The sequence below is a fragment of the Amycolatopsis sp. NPDC104863 genome (assembly GCF_055582965.1).
Genome location: NZ_JBVJOW010000003.1, coordinates 535,924 through 554,546, shown reverse-complemented (window position 1 = coordinate 554,546; position 18,623 = coordinate 535,924). Strand labels below are relative to the sequence as shown.

Genomic DNA, 18,623 nt, shown 5'->3' with positions numbered 1-18,623 from the left:
CCTCAGCGGAAAGCCGGATAAAACGCCAGGTCCGCATGCGGACCCAGCCGCGCCGCCAGTCCAGCCGCCACCTTGGCCGCGAACTCCGACACCGCCGTCATCCGGACGTACCCCGCGTGCTTGGCCAGGTCGCGCCACCACGTCACCAGGGCCGACTCGCGGCTCACCGGGGCCGCGTGGTGGGACAGGTCCAGTGCGCCGAGCTCCTCGCCCGTGATCAGCCAGACCCGCAGCAGCTCGCTGGTCGTCAGGTGGCCGGCGAGGACGTCGTCGTCGGCGAAACCGGGCCAGACACCCACCACCTCCGCGCGCCACGCCGCGACCATCGCCTCGCTCATGCCCGCCGGCAGGGCCAGCGCGTCCGGCCAGGCCGCGAACGGCAGCCGCAGGTGGGCCGCGTCGACCAGGGCCGAGCGGACGCAGCCGTACTCGAAGTCGAGGAACCGGACGCCCTCGCCCGTGACGAGGTTGTTGTCCGGGCTGAGCTCGACCGGGCTGAACGCGCGGAAGCCCGCCGAGCGGGACTGCTCCAGGGCCTCCGCCACCTGCTCGCGGACCGCGTCCGGCACCGGGATGCCGAGGCGCTCCTGGATGAGCGCCGGGACGCGGGCGAACAGCTCGTCGTCGCGGCTCGGGGAATCGTTCTTCGCCGGGCCTCCCAGGCGCCGCAGCAGCGCGTTGAAGTCCGCTTCGCGGCCCGCCGTGCTCGCGTGCAGGCGGCCCAGCGACCGGGCCCACGACAGCAGCGCGCGCTCGGCCGCGCGGGACTCGCGCGCGTAGAGCTTGTCCTCCAGCGTCGCCGTGCGGCCGAGGTCCTCCAGCACGAGCACGCGGTCGCGGCCGTCGTGGGCCAGCAGCTCCGGGCACATCCGCTCGTCCGGCGAGAGCGCGGTGAACAGCTGGTAGCTGACCGCCTCCTGGGCGAACGGGTCGGCGGCGCCCGGCTCCGGCGTCTCCGGGTAGTGCTTGATCACCAGCGTCCGCGGCAGCGCGAACGACGACGACACCACTCTCGCGCGGACGACCGTGGCCGGTCCGCTTCCCGCGAGGTCCTCGGGGGCGACCAGCGTGATCGCACTGCCGAACCGGCGCGAGAGGACTGACTCGCCCGCCGCGACCGCCGCGGCGACGGCGAGCTGCTCGGCTCCTGCCCCGACCCCAGCGTCGCCGGCGGAGGAGGTGTCGACTGTCATTGTCACCGACCCTACTCGTGACTGAGCAACCATGACTACTGACATCCGGACAAGAAGGATCCCCCGGCCCGGATGGGATTCATCCCCGTGAAAGCGGACGTGTTCCCACCGGTGAACGTTGCCCATTCCGGCGCACGATCAACACAATGGCCGCTGCTGCAACGATTCCGAGAAGGTTCACGAGCAGCTGCCCGACCGACTGGAGACACCGGCTCCACTCCCCCGCGACCGCCGCGACGACCGCGTACCCCGCGGCCGGCACCGTGGTGACGGAGATGAAGACGCCCACCAGCGCGGCCGACTTGGCCGAGGTCATGGCCAGCATCCCGGCGGCGCCGGCGAGCATCGCGACCACCAGCGACGGCACCCCGACGGAGAAGACGAAGTCGACCTCGCTGTGCTGCTGCAGCTCGAACGCCTTTTCGCCGAAGACGTCGGTCGCGCGGACCAGCAGCGCGCCACCCAGGGTGACGACCATGGCCAGCGGGAACCCGACACCCAGCGCGGCGCCGGCCAGCCGGACGAGGTCCCAGCGGCGCAGCACCACCCCGACCGCCAGCGCGGCCAGCGGCCCGAACTCCGGGCCGACGACCATCGCGCCGACGATCGTCACGGGCGAGTCGGTGAGCACCCCGACCGCGGCCAGCAGGCAGGCGATGGTGAGGAACGCCAGGAACGTCACGTTGAGCCGGGACTCCTCGCCCGAGCGGGCGACCAGCTCCTCCCAGACGACGGCGTCCGCGCCTTCGCCGGGCGCAGCCTCCTCCGCGGCGTCGGCGGCGTCCGAGAGGGCCGTGTCGAGCGCTTCGAGCGTGATCCCGCCGGTGTGGTCGAGCTCGAGCCCGCACAGCGCGGCGACGATCTCGTCCGCCGCCTCACGCGCGATGTCGGCCTCGACCAGGTCGCCTTCGGGCGCCACGGCGACGCCGCGGTGCACCACGAGGTGCGCCGTCCCGGCGTGGGCCCGCAGGATCTCGAGCGCCTGGGCGGTCTTCTCCTGCGGGCTCACGGCCCTGAGGTGCAGCACTAGTTCGAGGCGGGGGGCGCCGGCTTCGCGTCGATGCCGGCCTCCTTGCGCTGCTGCGCCGTGATCGGCGCCGGCGCCGCCGTCAGCGGGTCGTACCCGCCGCCGGTCTTCGGGAACGCGATGACGTCACGCAGCGAGTCGGCCTTCGCCAGCAGCATGACGATGCGGTCCCAGCCGAACGCGATGCCGCCGTGCGGCGGCGGGCCGAACTGGAACGCGTCGAGCAGGAAGCCGAACTTCTCCTGCGCTTCCTCTTCGCCGAGGCCCATCAGCGCGAAGACGCGCTTCTGCACGTCACCGCGGTGGATACGGATCGAGCCACCGCCGATTTCGTTGCCGTTGCAGACGATGTCGTAGGCGTAGGCGAGCGCGTTGCCCGGGTCCTGCTCGAACTTGTCGATCCATTCCGGGGTGGGCGAGGTGAACGCGTGGTGCACCGCGGTCCACTTGCCGGAGCCGACCGCGACGTCGTCGCCGATGTCCTCGACCGGCGCGAACAGCGGCGCGTCGACGACCCAGACGAACGACCAGGCGTCTTCGTCGATGAGGCCGAGGCGCTTGCCGATCTCGTCCCGCGCCGCGCCGAGCAGCGGCTGCGTGCTCGACGCCTTGCCGGCCGAGAAGAAGATGCAGTCGCCCGGCTTGGCGCCCGCCGCGGCGGCGACGTTCTCGCGCTCGGTCTCGGACAGGTTCTTCGCGACCGGGCCGCCGAGCGTGCCGTCCTCGTTCACCAGGATGTACGCGAGGCCGCGCGCGCCGCGCTGCTTCGCCCACTCCTGCCACGCGTCGAGCTGGCGGCGCGGCTGGTCGGCGCCGCCGGCCATCACGACCGAGCCGACGTAGGGCGCCTGGAACACGCGGAACGGCGTGTCGGCGAAGAACTCCGTCATGTCGGTGATCTCGAGGTCGAAGCGCAGGTCCGGCTTGTCCGAGCCGTACTTGGCCATCGCCTCGTGGTAGGTGATGCGCGGGATCGGCCGCGGGATCTCGTGCCCGACCAGCTTCCACAACGCGGAGACGATCTGCTCGCCGATGGCGATGACGTCGTCCTGCTCGACGAAGCTCATCTCGATGTCGAGCTGGGTGAACTCCGGCTGGCGGTCGGCGCGGAAGTCCTCGTCCCGGTAGCAGCGCGCGATCTGGTAGTACCGCTCCATGCCGCCGACCATGAGCAGCTGCTTGAACAGCTGCGGCGACTGCGGCAGGGCGTACCAGGAGCCGGGCTTGAGCCGGGCCGGGACCAGGAAGTCGCGGGCGCCTTCCGGGGTGGAGCGGGTCATCGTCGGCGTCTCGATCTCGACGAAGTCCTGGTTGTGCAGCACCTCGCGCGCGGCGCGGCTGACCTCGCTGCGCAGCCGCATGGCCGCGGCCGGGCCGCTGCGGCGCAGGTCGAGGTAGCGGTGCTTGAGGCGGATCTCCTCGCCGACGTCGACCCGGTCGTCGATCGGGAACGGCAGCGGCGCGGCCTCGGAAAGGACCTCGAGCTCGGTCGCGAGGACCTCGATCTCGCCGGTGGGGATCTCGGCGTTCGCGTTGCCCTCGGGGCGCTTCGCGACCTCGCCGACGATCTTGACGCAGAACTCGGACCGCAGCGCGTGGGCGCGCTCGGCCATCTCGCCCTCGCGGAAGACGACCTGGGCGACGCCGCTGGCATCGCGGAGGTCGATGAAGATGACGCCGCCGTGATCGCGCCGCCGGGCCACCCATCCGGTGAGGGTGACGGTCTGTCCGGCCTGTCCGGCACGCAGGGTGCCGGCTTGGTGAGTGCGGAGCACTGCGACTGCTCTCCTTCGACGTGGGGGTTCTCGCCGCTGAAAGGCTAACGAAGCGCCCAGCGTACGACGTCGGCAGGCTCGCTCGCGCGGCAGTTACGGGCCGGGGTGCAACTGGTCAGAGCACGAAGCGCGGCCGGGCCTCCAGCGCGGCGACCAGCCGGTGGGCCTGGGCCAGGTAGGCCGCGACCGGGTAGATGCGCCCGCCGGGGTGGGCGACCAGCCAGGTCGCGGCCGCGGACGCCGCCGCGAAGAACGGCTGGCCCGCGCAGGCCACGGCGTCGGCGCTCTCCAGCCCGAAGCCGAGGTCGACGGCCGCGACCACGGCGGTCGGCGGGTCGGCCTGGAGGATCGTGTGGTCGTTGAGGTCGATCCGGATGCGGGTGCCGGTGACCGGGCACACGGCGGCGGCGTGCACGCGCTCGCCGGTGGCGATGGCGAGCAGGAACATGTCGACCGAGCCGTCGGGGCCGGCGCCGAGGGTGCCTTCGGCCGGCTGGAGGCGGTGGTGGGCGCCGCGGGGCGCCGGGCCGGTGCTCACGAGGTCGCGGTGCAGGGTGAAACCGATCAGCTCGACCAGCCGGCGGGCCTCGACGGTCGCGACGCCGACGGTCGCGGCCAACCGGTCGACGCTCACCGGGTGCCGCCCGGCCCGGGTCAGCTTCAGCGCGGCCCAGGCGAGCCGGGCGGCCGCGACACGGTCGGTCTGCGAGGTCGTCAACGTCCGGCTCCCTTCAGGATCGATCCCTTCGACGTTAGGCGTCGGCGGTGTGGGACGACAACGACACGATCGGACATTTTCCCGCAACCCCCCGACTGCGCGGCGCAAGGAGGCCGCGACTACGGCGAACGGCGCAGCCCGGGAGGTGCGGGGTGACGGCTTCACCCACACGGCGGGGCGGCGGGTGATCACTGACTTCGGGGCCGGGTAGTCCACAATGGACCGACCGGCTGCGGTTGTGTGACAGGCGAAGACCGAACGTATCGACTTCGGCGTGCCACCTCACAGCAAACGCAACTGCTCCACCACCGGCGCCTCCACGCGCGCCTCGGGCACCGGCTCCGGACTGCGTGTCTCGTACCCCGTCTTGGGCGCCAACCCGTGCCGCCGCAACAGCGGCGCCACCCGCTCGCCCAGGCGCTCGCGGTAGGCCTTCTGGACGTAGCTCCCCCGCGCGTACAGCTCCCGGTACCGCGGCACCAGACCCGGGTACGAACCCGCCAGCCACCGCCCGAACCACTCACGCGCGCCCGGCCGGAGGTGCAGCGGGATCACCGTCACGCTCGACACCCCGACCTCCGCCAGCTGCGCGAACAGCGCGTCGAGGGCCTCCGCGGAGTCCGTCAGCCACGGCAGCACCGGTGCCACCAGCACCGAACACGGCAGACCCGCGTCGCGGGCCTTGCGGATCAACTCCAAGCGGGCCCGGGGGCTCGGGGTGCCCGGTTCCAGCCGGTGCTGCAGCTCGCCGTCCAGCAGTGCCAGGGAGACCGCGAGCGAAACCGGGACGTCCCGGGAGACGTCCTGCAGCAGCGGGAGGTCGCGGGCCAGGACCGTGCCCTTCGTCAGCACCGACAACGGTGTTCCGGAGCGGGCCAGCGCCGTGATGATCCCCGGCATCAGCCGGTAGCGGCCCTCCGCGCGCTGGTACGGGTCGGTGTTCGTCCCCATCGCCACGTGTTCGCGCTGCCACGACGGGCGCTTCAGCTGGGCCGTCAGCACCTCCGGCGCGTTGACCTTCACCACCACCTGGGTGTCGAAGTCGTGGCCCGCGTCGAAGTCCAGGTAGGTGTGCGTGTTCCGGGCGAAACAGTTGTGCGACACCATGCCGTCGGCGACGAAGTCACCCGTGCCCGTGGTGATGTCGAACAGCGGCAGCTGCAGCCCCAGCGGCTCGATCGCCTCGACACGGCGGCGGCTCGCGCCGATCACCGCGCCGTCCAGGGACCGTTTCCACGTCACCGCCGGGTTGCTCACGTGGAAGAACCGGAGGACCTCGGCGGCGCCGCCGAGCAGCCGGACCTCCTGGCGCGTCGGGAACTTCGGCACTTCGTCGAGCTGGTGGGCGAAGCCGAACCGGGTGAGCGCCGCCGCCACCGCGTCCGCGATGTCGGGTTCGTCGTGCGCGATCGCGAGGATGCCCCGCCCGTACCCGCCCGCCAGGTCGAAGACGCCTGCGAGGAACCCGCGCTGCCAGTGGGCGTCCGGGTCGGCGGGCACCTTCAGGAACCCGACGGACGCGCCGAAGTCGGGCAGGTACTCGAGCGCCCGCGCGGCCGCGTCCGCCTCCGCCGCGAACCCGCCGGAGCGCAGCATCCCGCAGAGGTACCCCGCGCGGTAGCCGAGCGTCTCGTCCGGGGTCGGCTCGAAGCGGCCGACGCCGATCAGCTCGCTGCCGGGCGTCAGGCGCGGCCGCTGCGCCGCGCCGAACTTGCTGCCGGTGACGTGTTTCCAGCCCTTCGAGGTGAGGAACCGGTGGTCGCCGCCGGCGACGAGGCGGGTGCCGTCGTCGAGGGTGACGCGGTAGGCCGCGCGCAAGGTCGTCCAGTGCGCTTCGACCCGGGTCGGCACCAGCCGCCGGGTGGCGCCGTGGCCGCGGGTGCCGTAGATCTCGTCGCCGATCTTCAGATCCGACAAGGCTTTCGTGCGCCCGTCGGCCATCAGGATCCGGGTGCCGCCTTCGAGGCAGTAGGTGCAGGCGTGCGAGCACCCGCGGTAGGGGTTCACCGTCCAGCCGAACGGCACCCCCGACCCGGCGGGCACCTTGTTCAGCACCGAGCGGGCGTGCACCTCGTGAAAGGTGACGCCGTCGAACTCCGGTGACCGCACGGACCGCACCAGGCCTTCCAGCCCGGGCAGTGCCGGCTCACCCTCCCCCGCTCGCTGCCGATCCCATCGCACGGCGTCAGTCGAACATATGTTCTAGTCGGGTGTCAAACCGGTTCGCCCCAAGCGAATCGGGTGGTGCTGGTGGGACTCGTGGGGCGGCTCGCGTCGAACCCGGCCGACCGGCCGCGGCACCGAGGTGAGGCCCGGCCGGGACGACCGCGTCCGGCCGTCCCGGCGGTCCGCGATGTCGCGACGGCGGGACTGTTCGTCCCCGGACGTCACCGAGGGCCTCGCGCGCCAGAGCGGCGGGCCTCAGGACGAGAAGCGGTCCAGCGCCCGGATCTTGTTCGTCGCGTCCAGCGCGGCCACCTTGTACGCCTCCGACAGCGTCGGGTAGTTGAACACCGCGTCGACGAGGTAGTCGACCGTGCCGCCGCAGCCCATCACCGCCTGTCCGATGTGGACCAGGTCCGTCGCGCCCGTGCCGAACACGTGGACGCCCAGCAGCTTGCGGTCCGTCGTGGACACCAGCAGCTTCAGCATTCCGTAGCTGTCGCCGGTGATCTGGCCGCGCGCCAGCTCGCGGTACCGCGCGATGCCGACCTCGTACGGCACCGACGACGACGTCAGCTGGGCCTCCGTGGAACCCACGTACGAGATCTCCGGGATCGTGTAGATCCCGATCGGCTGCAGCGCGCCGAGGCCGTTCGCCGGTTCGCCGAACGCGTGGTACGCCGCCAGCCTGCCCTGGTCCATCGACGTCGCCGCCAGGGCGGGGAAGCCGATCACGTCGCCGACCGCGTAGATGTGCGGCACCTCGGTGCGGTAGTGCTCGTCGACCACGAGCCGGCCGCGCTCGTCGGCCATCAGGCCCGCCGCCTCGAGCGTCAGGTCGCCGGTCATGCCCTGGCGGCCCGCCGAGTACATGACGCCGTCGGCCGGGATGCGCTTGCCACTGACCAGGGTGGTGATCGTCGCGTCGTCGGACACCGCGACGTCGGCGACCTTCTCGCCGAAGCGGAACGTCACGCCGAGGTCGCGCAGCTGGAACTTGAGCGACTCGACGATCTCGGGGTCGCAGAAGTCGAGCATCTGGTCGCGCTGCTCGACCACGGTGACCCGCGAGCCGAGCGCGGCGAACATCGACGCGTATTCGATGCCGATCACGCCCGCCCCGACCACCACGAGCGACGACGGGATCTGCTCGAGCCGCAGGATCTCGTCGGAGTCGAGCACGCGGGCGGCGTCGAAGTCGACGTGCCCGGGCCGCGCCGGCCGGGTGCCGGTGGCGATGACGACGTAGTCCGCGGTGAGCGTCCGGCGGTCGCCGGGGTGCTTCCCGTCGACGAGGACGGTGTGCGGGTCGGCGAACGAGCCGGTGCCGGCGATCAGGTCGACGTGGTTGCGCATCAGCTGCGCGCGCACCACCTGGACCTCGCGCCCGACCACGTGCTGGGTGCGCGCCAGCAGGTCGGCGATCGTGATGTCCTGCTTGACGCGGTAGCTCGCGCCGTACAGCTCCCGCTGGTTCATCCCGGTCAGGTAGAGCACGGCTTCGCGCAGCGTCTTCGACGGGATCGTGCCGGTGTTGACGCACACCCCGCCGACCATGTCGTGCTTGTCGACGACCGCCACCCGTTTGCCGAGCTTCGCCGCGGCGATGGCGGCCTTCTGCCCACCCGGGCCCGAACCGATGACGATGAGGTCGTACTCGTGCTCGCTCACGTGTCGAGCCTGCGCACCCGGACGGCCCGGCGCAACCCCCTGCCGGTGAAGATCCGCGCGCGGGGAAGTCTCGGCGCTAGCCTGCCGGGGTGCTGCGCATCACGCTGCTGGGCGAGCAGGTGATCACCGACGACGGGACCGGCGCCGTGCTGACGCGGTCGCCGCGGTCGGTCGCGCTCGTGGCCCACCTGGTCGTGCACGCCGGGCGGGCGGTGCCGCGGCGGCGGATCGCGGGGGTGTTCTGGCCGGACTCGACCGACGCGCAGGCCCTGACCAACCTCCGCCGCGAGCTGCACCAGCTGCGCCGCGTGCTGGGCGACCCGCCGTCGCTGGCCGTCAGCGGGCAGGACCTGTGCTGGCGGGACACGCCGTCGAGCCGGGTGGACGTGCGGGAGTTCGACGTCGCCCGCCGGGCCGCGCTGGCCGCCGCGGATCCCGGCGCGGTGCTCGCCCAGGCGGCCGCCGCGCTCGCGGCCTACCGCGGTGAGCTGCTGCCCGGCCTGGCCGACGACTGGGTGCTGGCCGCGCGCGCCGAGTTGGAACGCCAGTGCGTCGAGCTGTGCGACCTGGTCTGCCGGACGCCCTCGGGCGATCCTGCCGCCGCGCTCGCCGCGGCGCGGCGCCGGATCTCGCTGCGCCCGCTGGAAGAGACCGGCTACCGGACGCTGATGGCGCTGCAGGCCGAGGCCGGCGACCGGGCGGGCGCGGTGAGCACGTACCACCGGTGCGCGTCGGTCCTGGAGCGCGAGCTCGGCGTCGTCCCGGCCGAGGCGACGCGGGCGGCGCTGCGCCGGCTGCTCGCCCGGGCGGAGGCCGAACCCCGCCGCGCCGCCGCGCCCGGGCTCGTCGGCCGGGCGGCGGAGCTGGCGCGGCTCGGCGAAGCGTGGCGGACGGCCGCGGCCGGGCACGCGGGGATCGTCCTGGTCCGCGGGGACGCCGGGGTCGGCAAGACGCGGCTGGTGGCCGAGCTGGCGGCGCTCGCGCGGGCCGAAGGCGCGGTCGTCGCGACCGGCCAGTGCTTCGGGACGCCGGGGCGGCTCGCGCTGGCGCCGGTGGCGGACTGGCTGCGCACACCCGACCTGCGGCGTGCGACGGCGTCACTCGACCCGGTGTGGCGCGCCGAGGTCGACCGGCTGGTGCCGGCCGCGCGGACGGCGTCCGGCGAGCGTCCGGCGGCCGAGGCGTGGCAGCGCCTGCGGTTCTTCGAAGGCCTGGCCCGGGCGCTCACCAGCGGCACCCGGCCGGTGCTGCTCGTGCTCGACAACGTCCAGTGGTGCGACCACGAGACGGGCGCGTTCCTCGCCTTCTGCCTCGGCCTGCGACCGGCCGCGCCGCTGCTGGTCGCCGGGACCCTGCGCGACGGCGACCTCGACCCCGAACTCACCGCGTGGGTCACGCGGCTGCGCGAAGACGGCACGCTCACCGAGCTGACGTTGCGCCCGTTCGACGCCGGGGGCACGGCGGGGCTGGCCGAAGCGGTCGCCGGGCGGGCGTTGTCGGGGCCGGACCGGGCGCTGCTGCACGCGGCCACCGGCGGTTACCCGCTCTACGTCGTGGAAGCCTTGCGCACCAACGAGTCCGTGCCCTCCGGCGGTCTCGACGCGGTGCTGCGCGCGCGGCTCGAGCAGCCGGGTCCGGCGGCCCGCGAGGTCGCCGGGCTCGCCGCCGCCGTCGGCCGCGACTTCACCCTCGAGCTGCTCACCGAGGCCGGCGACCTCGACGCGGACACCGTGGTCGACGCGGTCGACGAGCTGTGGCGGCGCCGGCTCGTCCACGAGTTCCGCGGCGGGTACGCCTTCACCCATGACCTCCTGCGCGAGGCGGCGTACCAGCAGGTCAGCCCGCCGCGGCGGTGGCTGCTGCACCGGCGGCTCGCCCAGGCCATGGAGCTGCTGCACGCCGGCGACACCGACGCCGTCGCCGCGCAGCTGGCCGAGCAGCACGCGCGCGGCGGCCACCCCGACCGCGCGGTCGCCCACTACCGGCGGGCCGCGGCCGTCGCGGCGCGCACCTTCGCCCACGCCGAGGCGATCCGCTTGCTGAAGGCGGCACTGGCGCTCGTCCGCGCGCGGCCGGCGAGCGCGAGCCGTGACCACGCGGAGCAGGCCGTGCTCGACGCGCTCGCCGGGCCGCTCAACGCTCGGTTCGGCTACTCCTCGCCGGAGCTGCAGCAGACCGTGGAGCGCTCGCTCGAGCTGGCGGAGTCGTCCGGCGACCCCGCGGCGACGCTGACCGCCCTGCTGGCGCTGTTCTCGTCCCGGTTCGTCCAGGGCCGGACCGCGCAGGCGCACGAGGTCGGGGAACGCGCGCTCACGCTCGCCGGGCCGGGGATCGGCGCGGAGCAGATCGGCTCGGCGCACTTCGCCGTCGCGGGCTCGTCGGTCAGCCTCGGCCATCCGGCGGAGGGAGTGCGCCACTTCAAGCTGGCAGCGGAACGCATCCGAGGCGCCGTTTCGTGGCCCATCGGCACCCGCCCGGACGTCCACAGCCCGGCCTGGGCGGCGCACGCCCACTGGCTGCTGGGCGACGACGACGCGGCACTGGCGAGCTCGGCCGAGGCCCTCGCGCGCGCCCGGGCGGTCGACGACCCGTACAGCCTGGCCATCTCGCTGGCCTACGCCGGCGTGACGCACCAGATGCGCCGCGACCGGCCGGCGCTCTGGACCGCCGTCACCGAGCTGCACGCGTTGTGCGACCGCTACGGCTTCGCGTACTACCGCGAGTGGGCGTTGGTCCTGGGCGGCTGGTCGCGGGGTGGCGCGGCGGGCCTGGCCGCGGCCCAGGACGGCGTCGCGCACCTCAAGGCCGAGGGGTCGTTCGCCCGGATGCCGTACTGGCTTTCGCTGCTCGCCGAGCTGTCCGCGCCCGAGGCCGCCCGCGCGACGCTGGACGCCGCGCTCGCCGCCGGCCGCGCCCGCGACGACCTGTGGTGGCTGCCCGAGGTGCTGCGGCTGCGCGCGGCGCACGACGCCGATCCGGCGCCCCGGCTGCGGGAGGCCGCGGACCTGGCGCGGGCGCAGGGCAGCGTCGCCCTGCTGCGGCGCTGCGAGGCGGACCTCGGCGCCGGGGAACGACCCGAACGCTGAGCGAACGCCGCGTTCCTAGGTTCTCCCGGGTACCACGAAATCCGAGAGGGACCTCATGACCACCACCGCTCTGCCGCACGAAGAACTGGCCGCCGTCCTGCGCGGCGACCTCGTCACCCCGGACGACCCCGGCTACGACGAAGCCCGGGCCGTCTACAACGCCATGATCGACAAGCGCCCGGCCGTGATCGCCTACTGCCGCGACACCGCCGACGTCGTCGCCTGTGTCCGGTACGGGCGCGCGCAGGGCCTCGACCTCGCCGTGCGCGGCGGCGGCCACAACGCCGGCGGCCTGGGGGTCGCCGACGGCGCGCTGGTCATCGACCTGTCGCGGCTGCGCAGCACCACCGTCGACCCGGTCAACCACACCGTGCGCGCCGACGCCGGCTGCACCTGGGGCGACGTCGACCACGCGACGGTCGCGTTCGGCATGGCGACGCCGTCGGGCATCGTCGGGTCCACCGGCGTCGCCGGGCTGACGCTCGGCGGCGGCATCGGCTACCTGGCGCGCCGGTTCGGCCTCACCGTCGACAACCTGCTGGGCGCGGACGTCGTGCTCGCGGACGGCTCGTTCGTGCACGCGGACGAGACGTCGCACCCCGACCTGTTCTGGGCCCTGCGCGGCGGGGGCGGCAACTTCGGCGTCGTAACGTCGTTCACCTTCCGCTGCCACGACATCGGCGAGCGCGGCACGGTCATCGGCGGCCCCGTGCTCTACGACCTCGACGACACCCCCGAGGTGCTGCGCTGGTACCGCGAGCTGCTGCCGTCGCTGCCGGAGGAGCTCAGCGGCTGGTTCGGGCTGATCACCGTGCCGCCCGCGCCGCCGTTCCCCGAAGCGCTGTGGGGCCGCAAGGCGTGCGGGATCGTCTGGTGCTACACGGGCGCGCACGACAAAGCGGACGAAATCCTCGCGCCGGTGCGCGACTTCGGCTCGCCGCTCGTGGTGGGCCTGCACGACATGCCGTACACGGCGCTGCAGAGCGCGTTCGACGGGCTGTACCCCGCCGGGCTGCAGTGGTACTGGCGCGCGGACGTGTTCCACGAGATCTCCGACGACGCGATCGCCGTCCACCTCAAGCACGGCGAGCAGCTGCCGACGATGCACTCGTCGATGCACCTGTACCCGATCGACGGCGCCGCGAGCCGGGTCGCCCCGGACGCGACGGCGTTCCCGCACCGCTCCGGCGGCTGGTCGGGCGTCATCGTCGGGGTCGACCCCGCGCCGGAGAACGCGGGCCTGGTTTCCCAGTGGACGCGCGACTACTGGGAGGACCTGCACCCGACCTCGGCGGGCGGCGCGTACGTCAACTTCATGATGGAGGAGGGCCAGGACCGGGTGCGGGCGTCCTACGGCGGCAACTACGCGCGGCTGGCGGAGGTGAAACGGCGGTACGACCCGGAGAACGTCTTCCACGTGAACCAGAACATCCGCCCCGCGTGAGCTCCCGGGGCCGACGGCCGGTGGGGGGCCGCCGGCCCCGGCCGGGGTAGGTTCGGTCGCGGAGGTGATCAGCTTGCCCGCGACCCGGTGGGACGTCCTGCTCGCGATCGGCGCCGGCGGCGCGCTCGGCAGCCTCGCGCGCTACGGGCTGTCGGTGGCGATCCCGCACGCACGCGGGGAGTTCGCGGCCGCGACGCTGCTCACCAACGTCCTGGGCTGCCTGCTGATCGGCATCCTGATGGCGCTGCTGACCACCACCGCGCGGCCGCACCACCTGCTGCGGCCGTTCCTCGGCGTCGGCATCCTCGGCGGCTTCACGACGTTCTCCACGTTCGTGACCGACACCCTCGACGCGGCCACGACGGGGCGGATACTGGGTTCGCTGCTGTACGTGGCGGCGTCGCTGGCGTTGTGCCTGGCCGCGGTCACGGCCGGCCTGACCGCGACCCGCGCGATCCGGAGGGGACGCTGATGGAGGGACCCGCCACCCGCCTGACGATCTACATCGGCGAAGACGACCACTGGCACCACAAGCCGCTCTACCACGAGATCGTCCGCCGGGCGCGCGACGCCGGCCTGGCCGGGGCGTCGGTGCTGCGCGGCGTCGAGGGTTACGGCGCGTCGTCGCTGATCCACACGACGCGGATCCTGTCGCTGTCGGAGGACCTGCCGGTGGTGATCGTGATCATCGACGCGGAGGAGAAGCTGCGCGCGTTCCTGCCGCAGCTGGACGAGCTGATCGGCGAGGGGCTGGTGACGCTCGACCAGGTCGAGGTGGTCCGCTACGTGGGGCGGACGGAGTGACCCTGGTCCTGGTGGCTCTAGGCGGCGCTTTGGGGTCGGTGCTGCGGTATCTCACGGATCGCCGGGTGCAGGCGTGGCGCGATTCGCCGTTCCCGTTCGGGACGCTGACGGTGAACGTCGTGGGCTCGTTCATCCTGGGGTTCCTGAGCGGGTGGCTGCTGCACGGGGCCGAGCCGTCGTCGGTGCGCGCGCTGGTGGCCGTGGGTTTCTGCGGCGGCCTGACGACGTTCTCGACGTTCGGCTACGAGACCGTGCGGCTGTTCCTGGAGAAGACGCGGCTGTACGCCGTGGTGAACGTCGTGGTGACGGTGGTCGCGGGCCTGGCGTCAGGCGCGCTGGGGCTGCTGCTCGCGACCGCGGTCTTCGCCTAGTCGCGGTCCGGACGCCCCATGCGCCGCCGTACTCGGCCGAGCGCCTCGCCGAGGCGATCGGCCCGGCCGCCTTCGCGGTCCGCGCGACGCTCGAGCTTCCACTCGACGTACTCGGCGAGCGTGGTGTCCGGCGCCTTGCGCTTCACCTGGCGACGTCGGCGCAGCAACCGCAGCTCGGCCGCCTCCGCGCGGGCCTCGTCCGGGGGTCCGGTCGCCGAGCGCAACGCGAGACTGTCCCGAGCCCGGTTCGTGCGGCGGGCGAACGCCTTGCTGCGCGGCAAGTTCTTGCGTGAAGACTTCGCGTTCTCGCCGTAGTCGTCGCGCCGGTCCTTCAGGTAGCTGAGCCGCTTCTTCTCCGGCGGCGTCTTCCGTCTCATCCGTCCTCCTCCGGCGCCCAGGAAACACCCGGGCGCCGGCGGCGGCAACGGAATATCAGCGCGGGGCCAGGCCCCGCACCTGCTCGAACGGATCCCCGCCGGTCGGGAGCAGCGCGATGATCGGCGTCGTCAGTCCGTTGTCCACATAGGACTGGACCTGCTCCCGGCACGACTCCACGCTGCCGTGGATCACCAGCTCGTCCACCACCGAGTCCGGGATCACCTGGTTGGCCTTCTGCCGGTCACCCGCGGCCCACGCCTCGTGCATCGGGGCCAGGGCCTCGCCGCGGCCGAGCCAGTCGTGGAACGCCGCGTACACCGGGACCGTCAGGTAGCTCGAGATCAGCATCCGGCCCAGGCCGCGCGCCGCCTCGGCGTCTTCGGTGGGGCAGACGAAGATCCGGGCCGCCAGCTCGACGTCCGGGCCGGCCACCGACCGCACCTGGGGCACGTCCGTGGCCGCGAGCCAGTTGGTGATCGCGCCGTCGGCTTCACGAGCGGCCAGGCGAAGCATGCCGGGCCGCAGGGCCGCCAGCATGATCGACGGCGGCGGGTCGGCCGGGCGCTCCAGCCGGAACTTCGAGACGGCGAACGTGTCGTACTTCTCGCTGACCTTCTCCCCCGCCAGCGCGGACCGCAGGAACCGCAGCGTGTCCCGCGAGCGCGCGAACGGCTCCTCGAAGGGCGCCGCGTTCCAGTTCGAGACGATCACCGGGGACGACGCGCCGATGCCGAGCACGAACCGGCCGGGCGCCAGCTCCGCGACCGTCGCCGCCTGCATCGCCAGCAGGCCCGGCCCGCGGGTGTACACCGGGACGATCGCGGTTCCCAGCCGCAGCTGCGGCGCCCACTGCGACGCCAGGACCAACGGCGTGAACGCGTCCGTGCCGGCGGTCTCGGCGGTCCACGCGTCGGTGTAGCCCAGGTCCGGCAGCTGCTCGACCAGCTCGCGGTGCGCCGTCAGCGGCACCCCGGTCAACGGGATCGTGAGGCCCCAGCGGCTCATGCGGTCTCCTTCTCGACGGCGGAAAGCTCGCGCAGCAGCCAGTCCACCTGCGTGCGCATCAGGTTCTCCGCGACCTCTTCGGCCTGCGGCGTCATGTGGGTGGCGCCCGCCAGCGGCAGGAAGACGTGCGAGCGGCCCTTCGCCAGCAGCGCCGACGACAGCCGCAGCGCGTGCGCGACGAACACGTTGTCGTCGGCCAGCCCGTGCACGATCAGCAACGCCCGGCTCAGCTCCGAAGCACTCTCGATCAGCGAGTTGTGCGCGTAGCTTTCCGGTTCGTCCTGCGGCTTGCCCAGGTACCGCTCGGTGTAGTGCGTGTCGTACAGCGACCAGTCGGTGACCGGCGCGCCCGCGACCGCCGCGTGGAAGACGTCCGGCCGGCGCAGCACCGCCAGCGCGGACAGGTACCCGCCGTAGGACCAGCCGCGGATCGCGACCCGCTCGACGTCCAGCTCGGGGAACCGGGCCGCGGCCGCCTGGAGGGCGTCCACCTGGTCCTGCAGGGTGACGTCGGCGAGGCGGCCGTGGATCTCGCGCTCCCACACCGCGCCGCGGCCGGGCGTGCCGCGGCCGTCCGCGACGAGCACCGCGAACCCCTGGTCGGCGAGCCACTGCGACGTCAGGAACGCGTTGCGGCTCTGCAGCACGCGCTGCGCGTGCGGGCCGCCGTACGGGTCGAGCAGCACCGGCAGCTTGCCTTCGCTCGGCTCGTAGCCGCGCGGCAGGAGCAGCGCCGCGCGCAGGCCGCGCTCCCCCAGCGTCAGCCAGGTCAGGTTGGGCACGATGTCCGGGTCCACAGTGGACGTCGCGATCGACGCGACCGCCGAGCCGTCCCGCAGCACCGACACGTGCGGCCCGCTGTACTCCAGGCTCCACGAAGAAAGCACGGTGACCGCCGCGGACCCGGCGCCGACGTGCACACCGTCCACAGTGGACAGCCGACGGACGGAAGACCCCTCCGTGCGGAAGACGTGGATCTGCGTCGGGTCGTCCTCGGACGCGCTGAAGAGGATCTCGTCGCCGACGTCGAGCACGGCCCGCAGCTGCAGCCCGGGCGGCGTGACGGCCTCGCCGCCGACGAAGAGCCGGTGGTCACCGTCGACCATGCCTTCGGTGACCAGGCGGCCGTCGGGCGTCCAGGCCGGGACGCCGCCGACGATGTCGATCCAGTGCTGGTCGGTGGCGGTGTGCACGACCGACGTCGAGCCGTCGGTGACGTCGACGGTGAGCACGTCCATCCGCGTCTGGTCGCGCGGCTCCACGGCCAGCAGCGGCGCGCCACCGGCCGACCAGTGCACCGAGGCGAGGTACTCCCAGTCGCCGTCCGCGACGTCGACGCGGGAGCCGTCCAGGCCGAGCACGGAAAGGGACACGAGCGCGTTTGTGGTGCCCGCGGCCGGGTAGGCGACGACGTTGGCCGGGTGCTGCGGGTTGGCGGGGTCGGCGATGGTCCAGCGCGGGACGGGGCCGCGGTCGGAGCGCTCGGCGAGGATGCTGCGGCCGTCGGGGGCCCACCAGTAGCCGCGGGTGCGGTCCATCTCCTCGGCGGCGATGAACTCGGCGAGGCCCCAGGCGATGTCTTCGCCGTCCTCCTCGACCAGCACGCGGTCGTCGCCGGTGGCCAGCTCCATCACGTTCAGCCGCCGGTTCTGGACGTACGCGACGTGCGTGCCGGTCGGGTTCGGGCGCGGGTCGACGACCGAGCCGTCGACGCGCAGGGTCACCTCGCCGGTCGCGAGGTCGAGTGTGTAGAGCTTCCCCGAGAGGGAGAACGCCGCGACGGTGAAGCCCGCGTCGACGCCGTAGTGCACCACACCGCCGCCGGTCTCGCGGGCGCGTTCCCGCCGCGCCCGCTCCTCGGCCGGCAGCTCCTCCTCACCCGGCAGCAGCTCGACGGCGTCGACGAGCTTCGTCTCGGCGCCGCTCGCCAGGTCGGCCGACCAGAGGCTGTGCCGGGGGTCGGTGCCCGACTCCGCGCGCAGGAACAGCACGCGCGAGGCGTCCGGCGCGACCCGGAACTCCTTCGGCGCGCCGAGGGTGAAGCGCTGGGTGCGGGCCTGCTTGCGGAGGAACGGGAGGTCGTCGACATCGGTCACGCCCGCACTCTTTCAGACGATCACGCGGGTACGCCAACACCCTTCAGCTTCGCCAGCTCTTCGGCGACGTCGAAGCCCGGTTCGGGGAACACGGGGTCCAGTTCGGCGAGCGTCTCGATCAGCAGCTCGGCGACGGCCCAGTTCCGGTACCACTTGTGGTCGGCGGGCACGACGTGCCAGGGCGCGTGGTCCGTCGAGGTCTTCTTGAAGATGTCGGCGTAGGCCTCGGCGTAGGCCGGCCAGTGCGAGCGGGCTTCGAGATCGCCCGGGTTGTACTTCCAGTGCTTCTCGGGCGTCTCCAGCCGGGCCTTCAGCCGCTTGAGCTGCTCCTCCGGCGAGATGTGCAGGAACACCTTCACGACGGTCGTGCCGGCGTCGGCCAGCTCCTTCTCGAAGGCGTTGATCTCGCTGTAGCGGCGGCGGCGCTCGGCCGCGGTCAGCAGGCCGGTCACGCGCGGGACCAGGATGTCCTCATAGTGCGAGCGGTCGAACACGCCGATCTGGCCGGCCGAGGGCAGCTGCTTGCGGATGCGCCAGAGGTAGGGGTGCCGCCGCTCGGCGGCCGTCGGCGCCTTGAACCCGGCGTAGCGGACGCCCATCGGGTTGACCAGGCCGAGCACGTGCGAGACCGTGCCGCCCTTGCCCGAGGTGTCCATGCCCTGCAGCACCAGCAGGACACTGCGCGAGCCGCCGCCGACACCCTCGGCGTAGAGGGCTTCCTGCAGCGCGGAGAGGCGCGTGGCGGCGTCGTCGAGCTTGGCGACGGCCTTGGGCTTCTTGCCGGGGCCCACCGGGGTCGAGCCCGGGTCCGGCAGCTCCGCGCCGACGCGCAGCGCGTTCCGGACCCGGTTCCCTGCTGTTTCCTTCTTGGCCATCTGCGCACGATAACGAC

The 18,623-nt window shown here is 73.1% G+C and carries 15 protein-coding genes; 5 read left to right on the top strand and 10 right to left on the bottom strand.

Annotation, left to right across the window (positions count from 1 at the left end; genetic code table 11):
* Window positions 1–2: 2 nt before the first annotated feature.
* The 6 genes from ACZ63J_RS19240 to sthA all read right to left on the bottom strand — a co-directional run bounded on the left by ACZ63J_RS19240 (window position 3) and on the right by sthA (window position 8,547).
* Window positions 3–1,193: a phosphotransferase gene (locus tag ACZ63J_RS19240; protein WP_465406199.1), complete on the bottom strand. Its 1,191-nt coding sequence runs from the start codon at window positions 1,191–1,193 to the stop codon at window positions 3–5.
* Between the two features lie 79 nt (window positions 1,194–1,272).
* Window positions 1,273–2,220, bottom strand: a complete 948-nt coding sequence (locus ACZ63J_RS19235; protein WP_465406197.1) for a DUF389 domain-containing protein — start codon at window positions 2,218–2,220, stop codon at window positions 1,273–1,275.
* Entirely contained in the window at window positions 2,220–3,995 is a 1,776-nt protein-coding gene (gene aspS, locus ACZ63J_RS19230; RefSeq protein ID WP_465406195.1) for an aspartate--tRNA ligase, read from the bottom strand. The genes ACZ63J_RS19235 and aspS overlap by 1 nt, the downstream gene beginning before the upstream one ends.
* 115 nt (window positions 3,996–4,110) lie before the next feature.
* Complete coding sequence (gene merB, locus ACZ63J_RS19225) at window positions 4,111–4,713, bottom strand: organomercurial lyase (RefSeq protein WP_465307194.1); 603 nt, start codon at window positions 4,711–4,713, stop codon at window positions 4,111–4,113.
* A 282-nt stretch (window positions 4,714–4,995) separates the two neighbouring features.
* Window positions 4,996–6,894 carry an intein-containing Rv2578c family radical SAM protein gene (locus ACZ63J_RS19220; protein WP_465406194.1) on the bottom strand — a complete coding sequence of 633 codons (1,899 nt, stop codon included), beginning with the start codon at window positions 6,892–6,894 and terminating at the stop codon, window positions 4,996–4,998.
* 240 nt (window positions 6,895–7,134) lie between these two features.
* Entirely contained in the window at window positions 7,135–8,547 is a 1,413-nt protein-coding gene (gene sthA, locus ACZ63J_RS19215) for a Si-specific NAD(P)(+) transhydrogenase (protein WP_465337805.1), read from the bottom strand.
* Window positions 8,548–8,636: 89 nt separating this feature from the next.
* On the opposite strand from sthA, the gene ACZ63J_RS19210 reads away from it, so the two are divergent.
* From ACZ63J_RS19210 to crcB, 5 genes are all read left to right on the top strand, one after another.
* Window positions 8,637–11,633, top strand: coding sequence for an ATP-binding protein (locus ACZ63J_RS19210; protein ID WP_465406192.1), 2,997 nt, complete (start codon window positions 8,637–8,639; stop codon window positions 11,631–11,633).
* Between the two features lie 55 nt (window positions 11,634–11,688).
* Window positions 11,689–13,077, top strand: a complete 1,389-nt coding sequence (locus ACZ63J_RS19205; RefSeq protein ID WP_465406190.1) for an FAD-binding oxidoreductase — start codon at window positions 11,689–11,691, stop codon at window positions 13,075–13,077.
* Window positions 13,078–13,141: 64 nt separating this feature from the next.
* Window positions 13,142–13,549 carry a fluoride efflux transporter FluC gene (locus ACZ63J_RS19200; RefSeq protein ID WP_465406188.1) on the top strand — a complete coding sequence of 136 codons (408 nt, stop codon included), beginning with the start codon at window positions 13,142–13,144 and terminating at the stop codon, window positions 13,547–13,549.
* Window positions 13,549–13,881 carry a DUF190 domain-containing protein gene (locus ACZ63J_RS19195; protein WP_465337807.1) on the top strand — a complete coding sequence of 111 codons (333 nt, stop codon included), beginning with the start codon at window positions 13,549–13,551 and terminating at the stop codon, window positions 13,879–13,881. The genes ACZ63J_RS19200 and ACZ63J_RS19195 overlap by 1 nt, the downstream gene beginning before the upstream one ends.
* A complete protein-coding gene (crcB, locus tag ACZ63J_RS19190; RefSeq protein WP_465406186.1) occupies window positions 13,878–14,252 on the top strand; it encodes a fluoride efflux transporter CrcB in 375 nt (124 codons plus the stop codon). Before ACZ63J_RS19195 ends, crcB begins: the two co-directional genes overlap by 4 nt.
* On the opposite strand, the gene ACZ63J_RS19185 is transcribed toward crcB, so the two are convergent.
* Genes ACZ63J_RS19185 through ACZ63J_RS19170 form a run of 4 tightly spaced genes read right to left on the bottom strand, consistent with a single transcriptional unit; the run spans window position 14,249 to window position 18,606 of the window.
* Window positions 14,249–14,629: a hypothetical protein gene (locus ACZ63J_RS19185; protein WP_465406184.1), complete on the bottom strand. Its 381-nt coding sequence runs from the start codon at window positions 14,627–14,629 to the stop codon at window positions 14,249–14,251. The genes crcB and ACZ63J_RS19185 overlap by 4 nt on opposite strands.
* Before the next feature lie 55 nt (window positions 14,630–14,684).
* Window positions 14,685–15,635 (bottom strand): LLM class F420-dependent oxidoreductase, encoded by a 951-nt coding sequence (locus ACZ63J_RS19180; RefSeq protein WP_465406182.1) that lies wholly within the window; start codon window positions 15,633–15,635, stop codon window positions 14,685–14,687.
* The gene (locus tag ACZ63J_RS19175; RefSeq protein ID WP_465406180.1) at window positions 15,632–17,731 is read right to left on the bottom strand and encodes a S9 family peptidase; all 2,100 of its coding nucleotides are present in this window, start codon (window positions 17,729–17,731) and stop codon (window positions 15,632–15,634) included. Before ACZ63J_RS19175 ends, ACZ63J_RS19180 begins: the two co-directional genes overlap by 4 nt.
* Window positions 17,732–17,751: 20 nt before the next feature.
* A complete protein-coding gene (locus ACZ63J_RS19170) occupies window positions 17,752–18,606 on the bottom strand; it encodes a PPK2 family polyphosphate kinase (protein ID WP_465406178.1) in 855 nt (284 codons plus the stop codon).
* Window positions 18,607–18,623 lie beyond the last annotated feature (17 nt).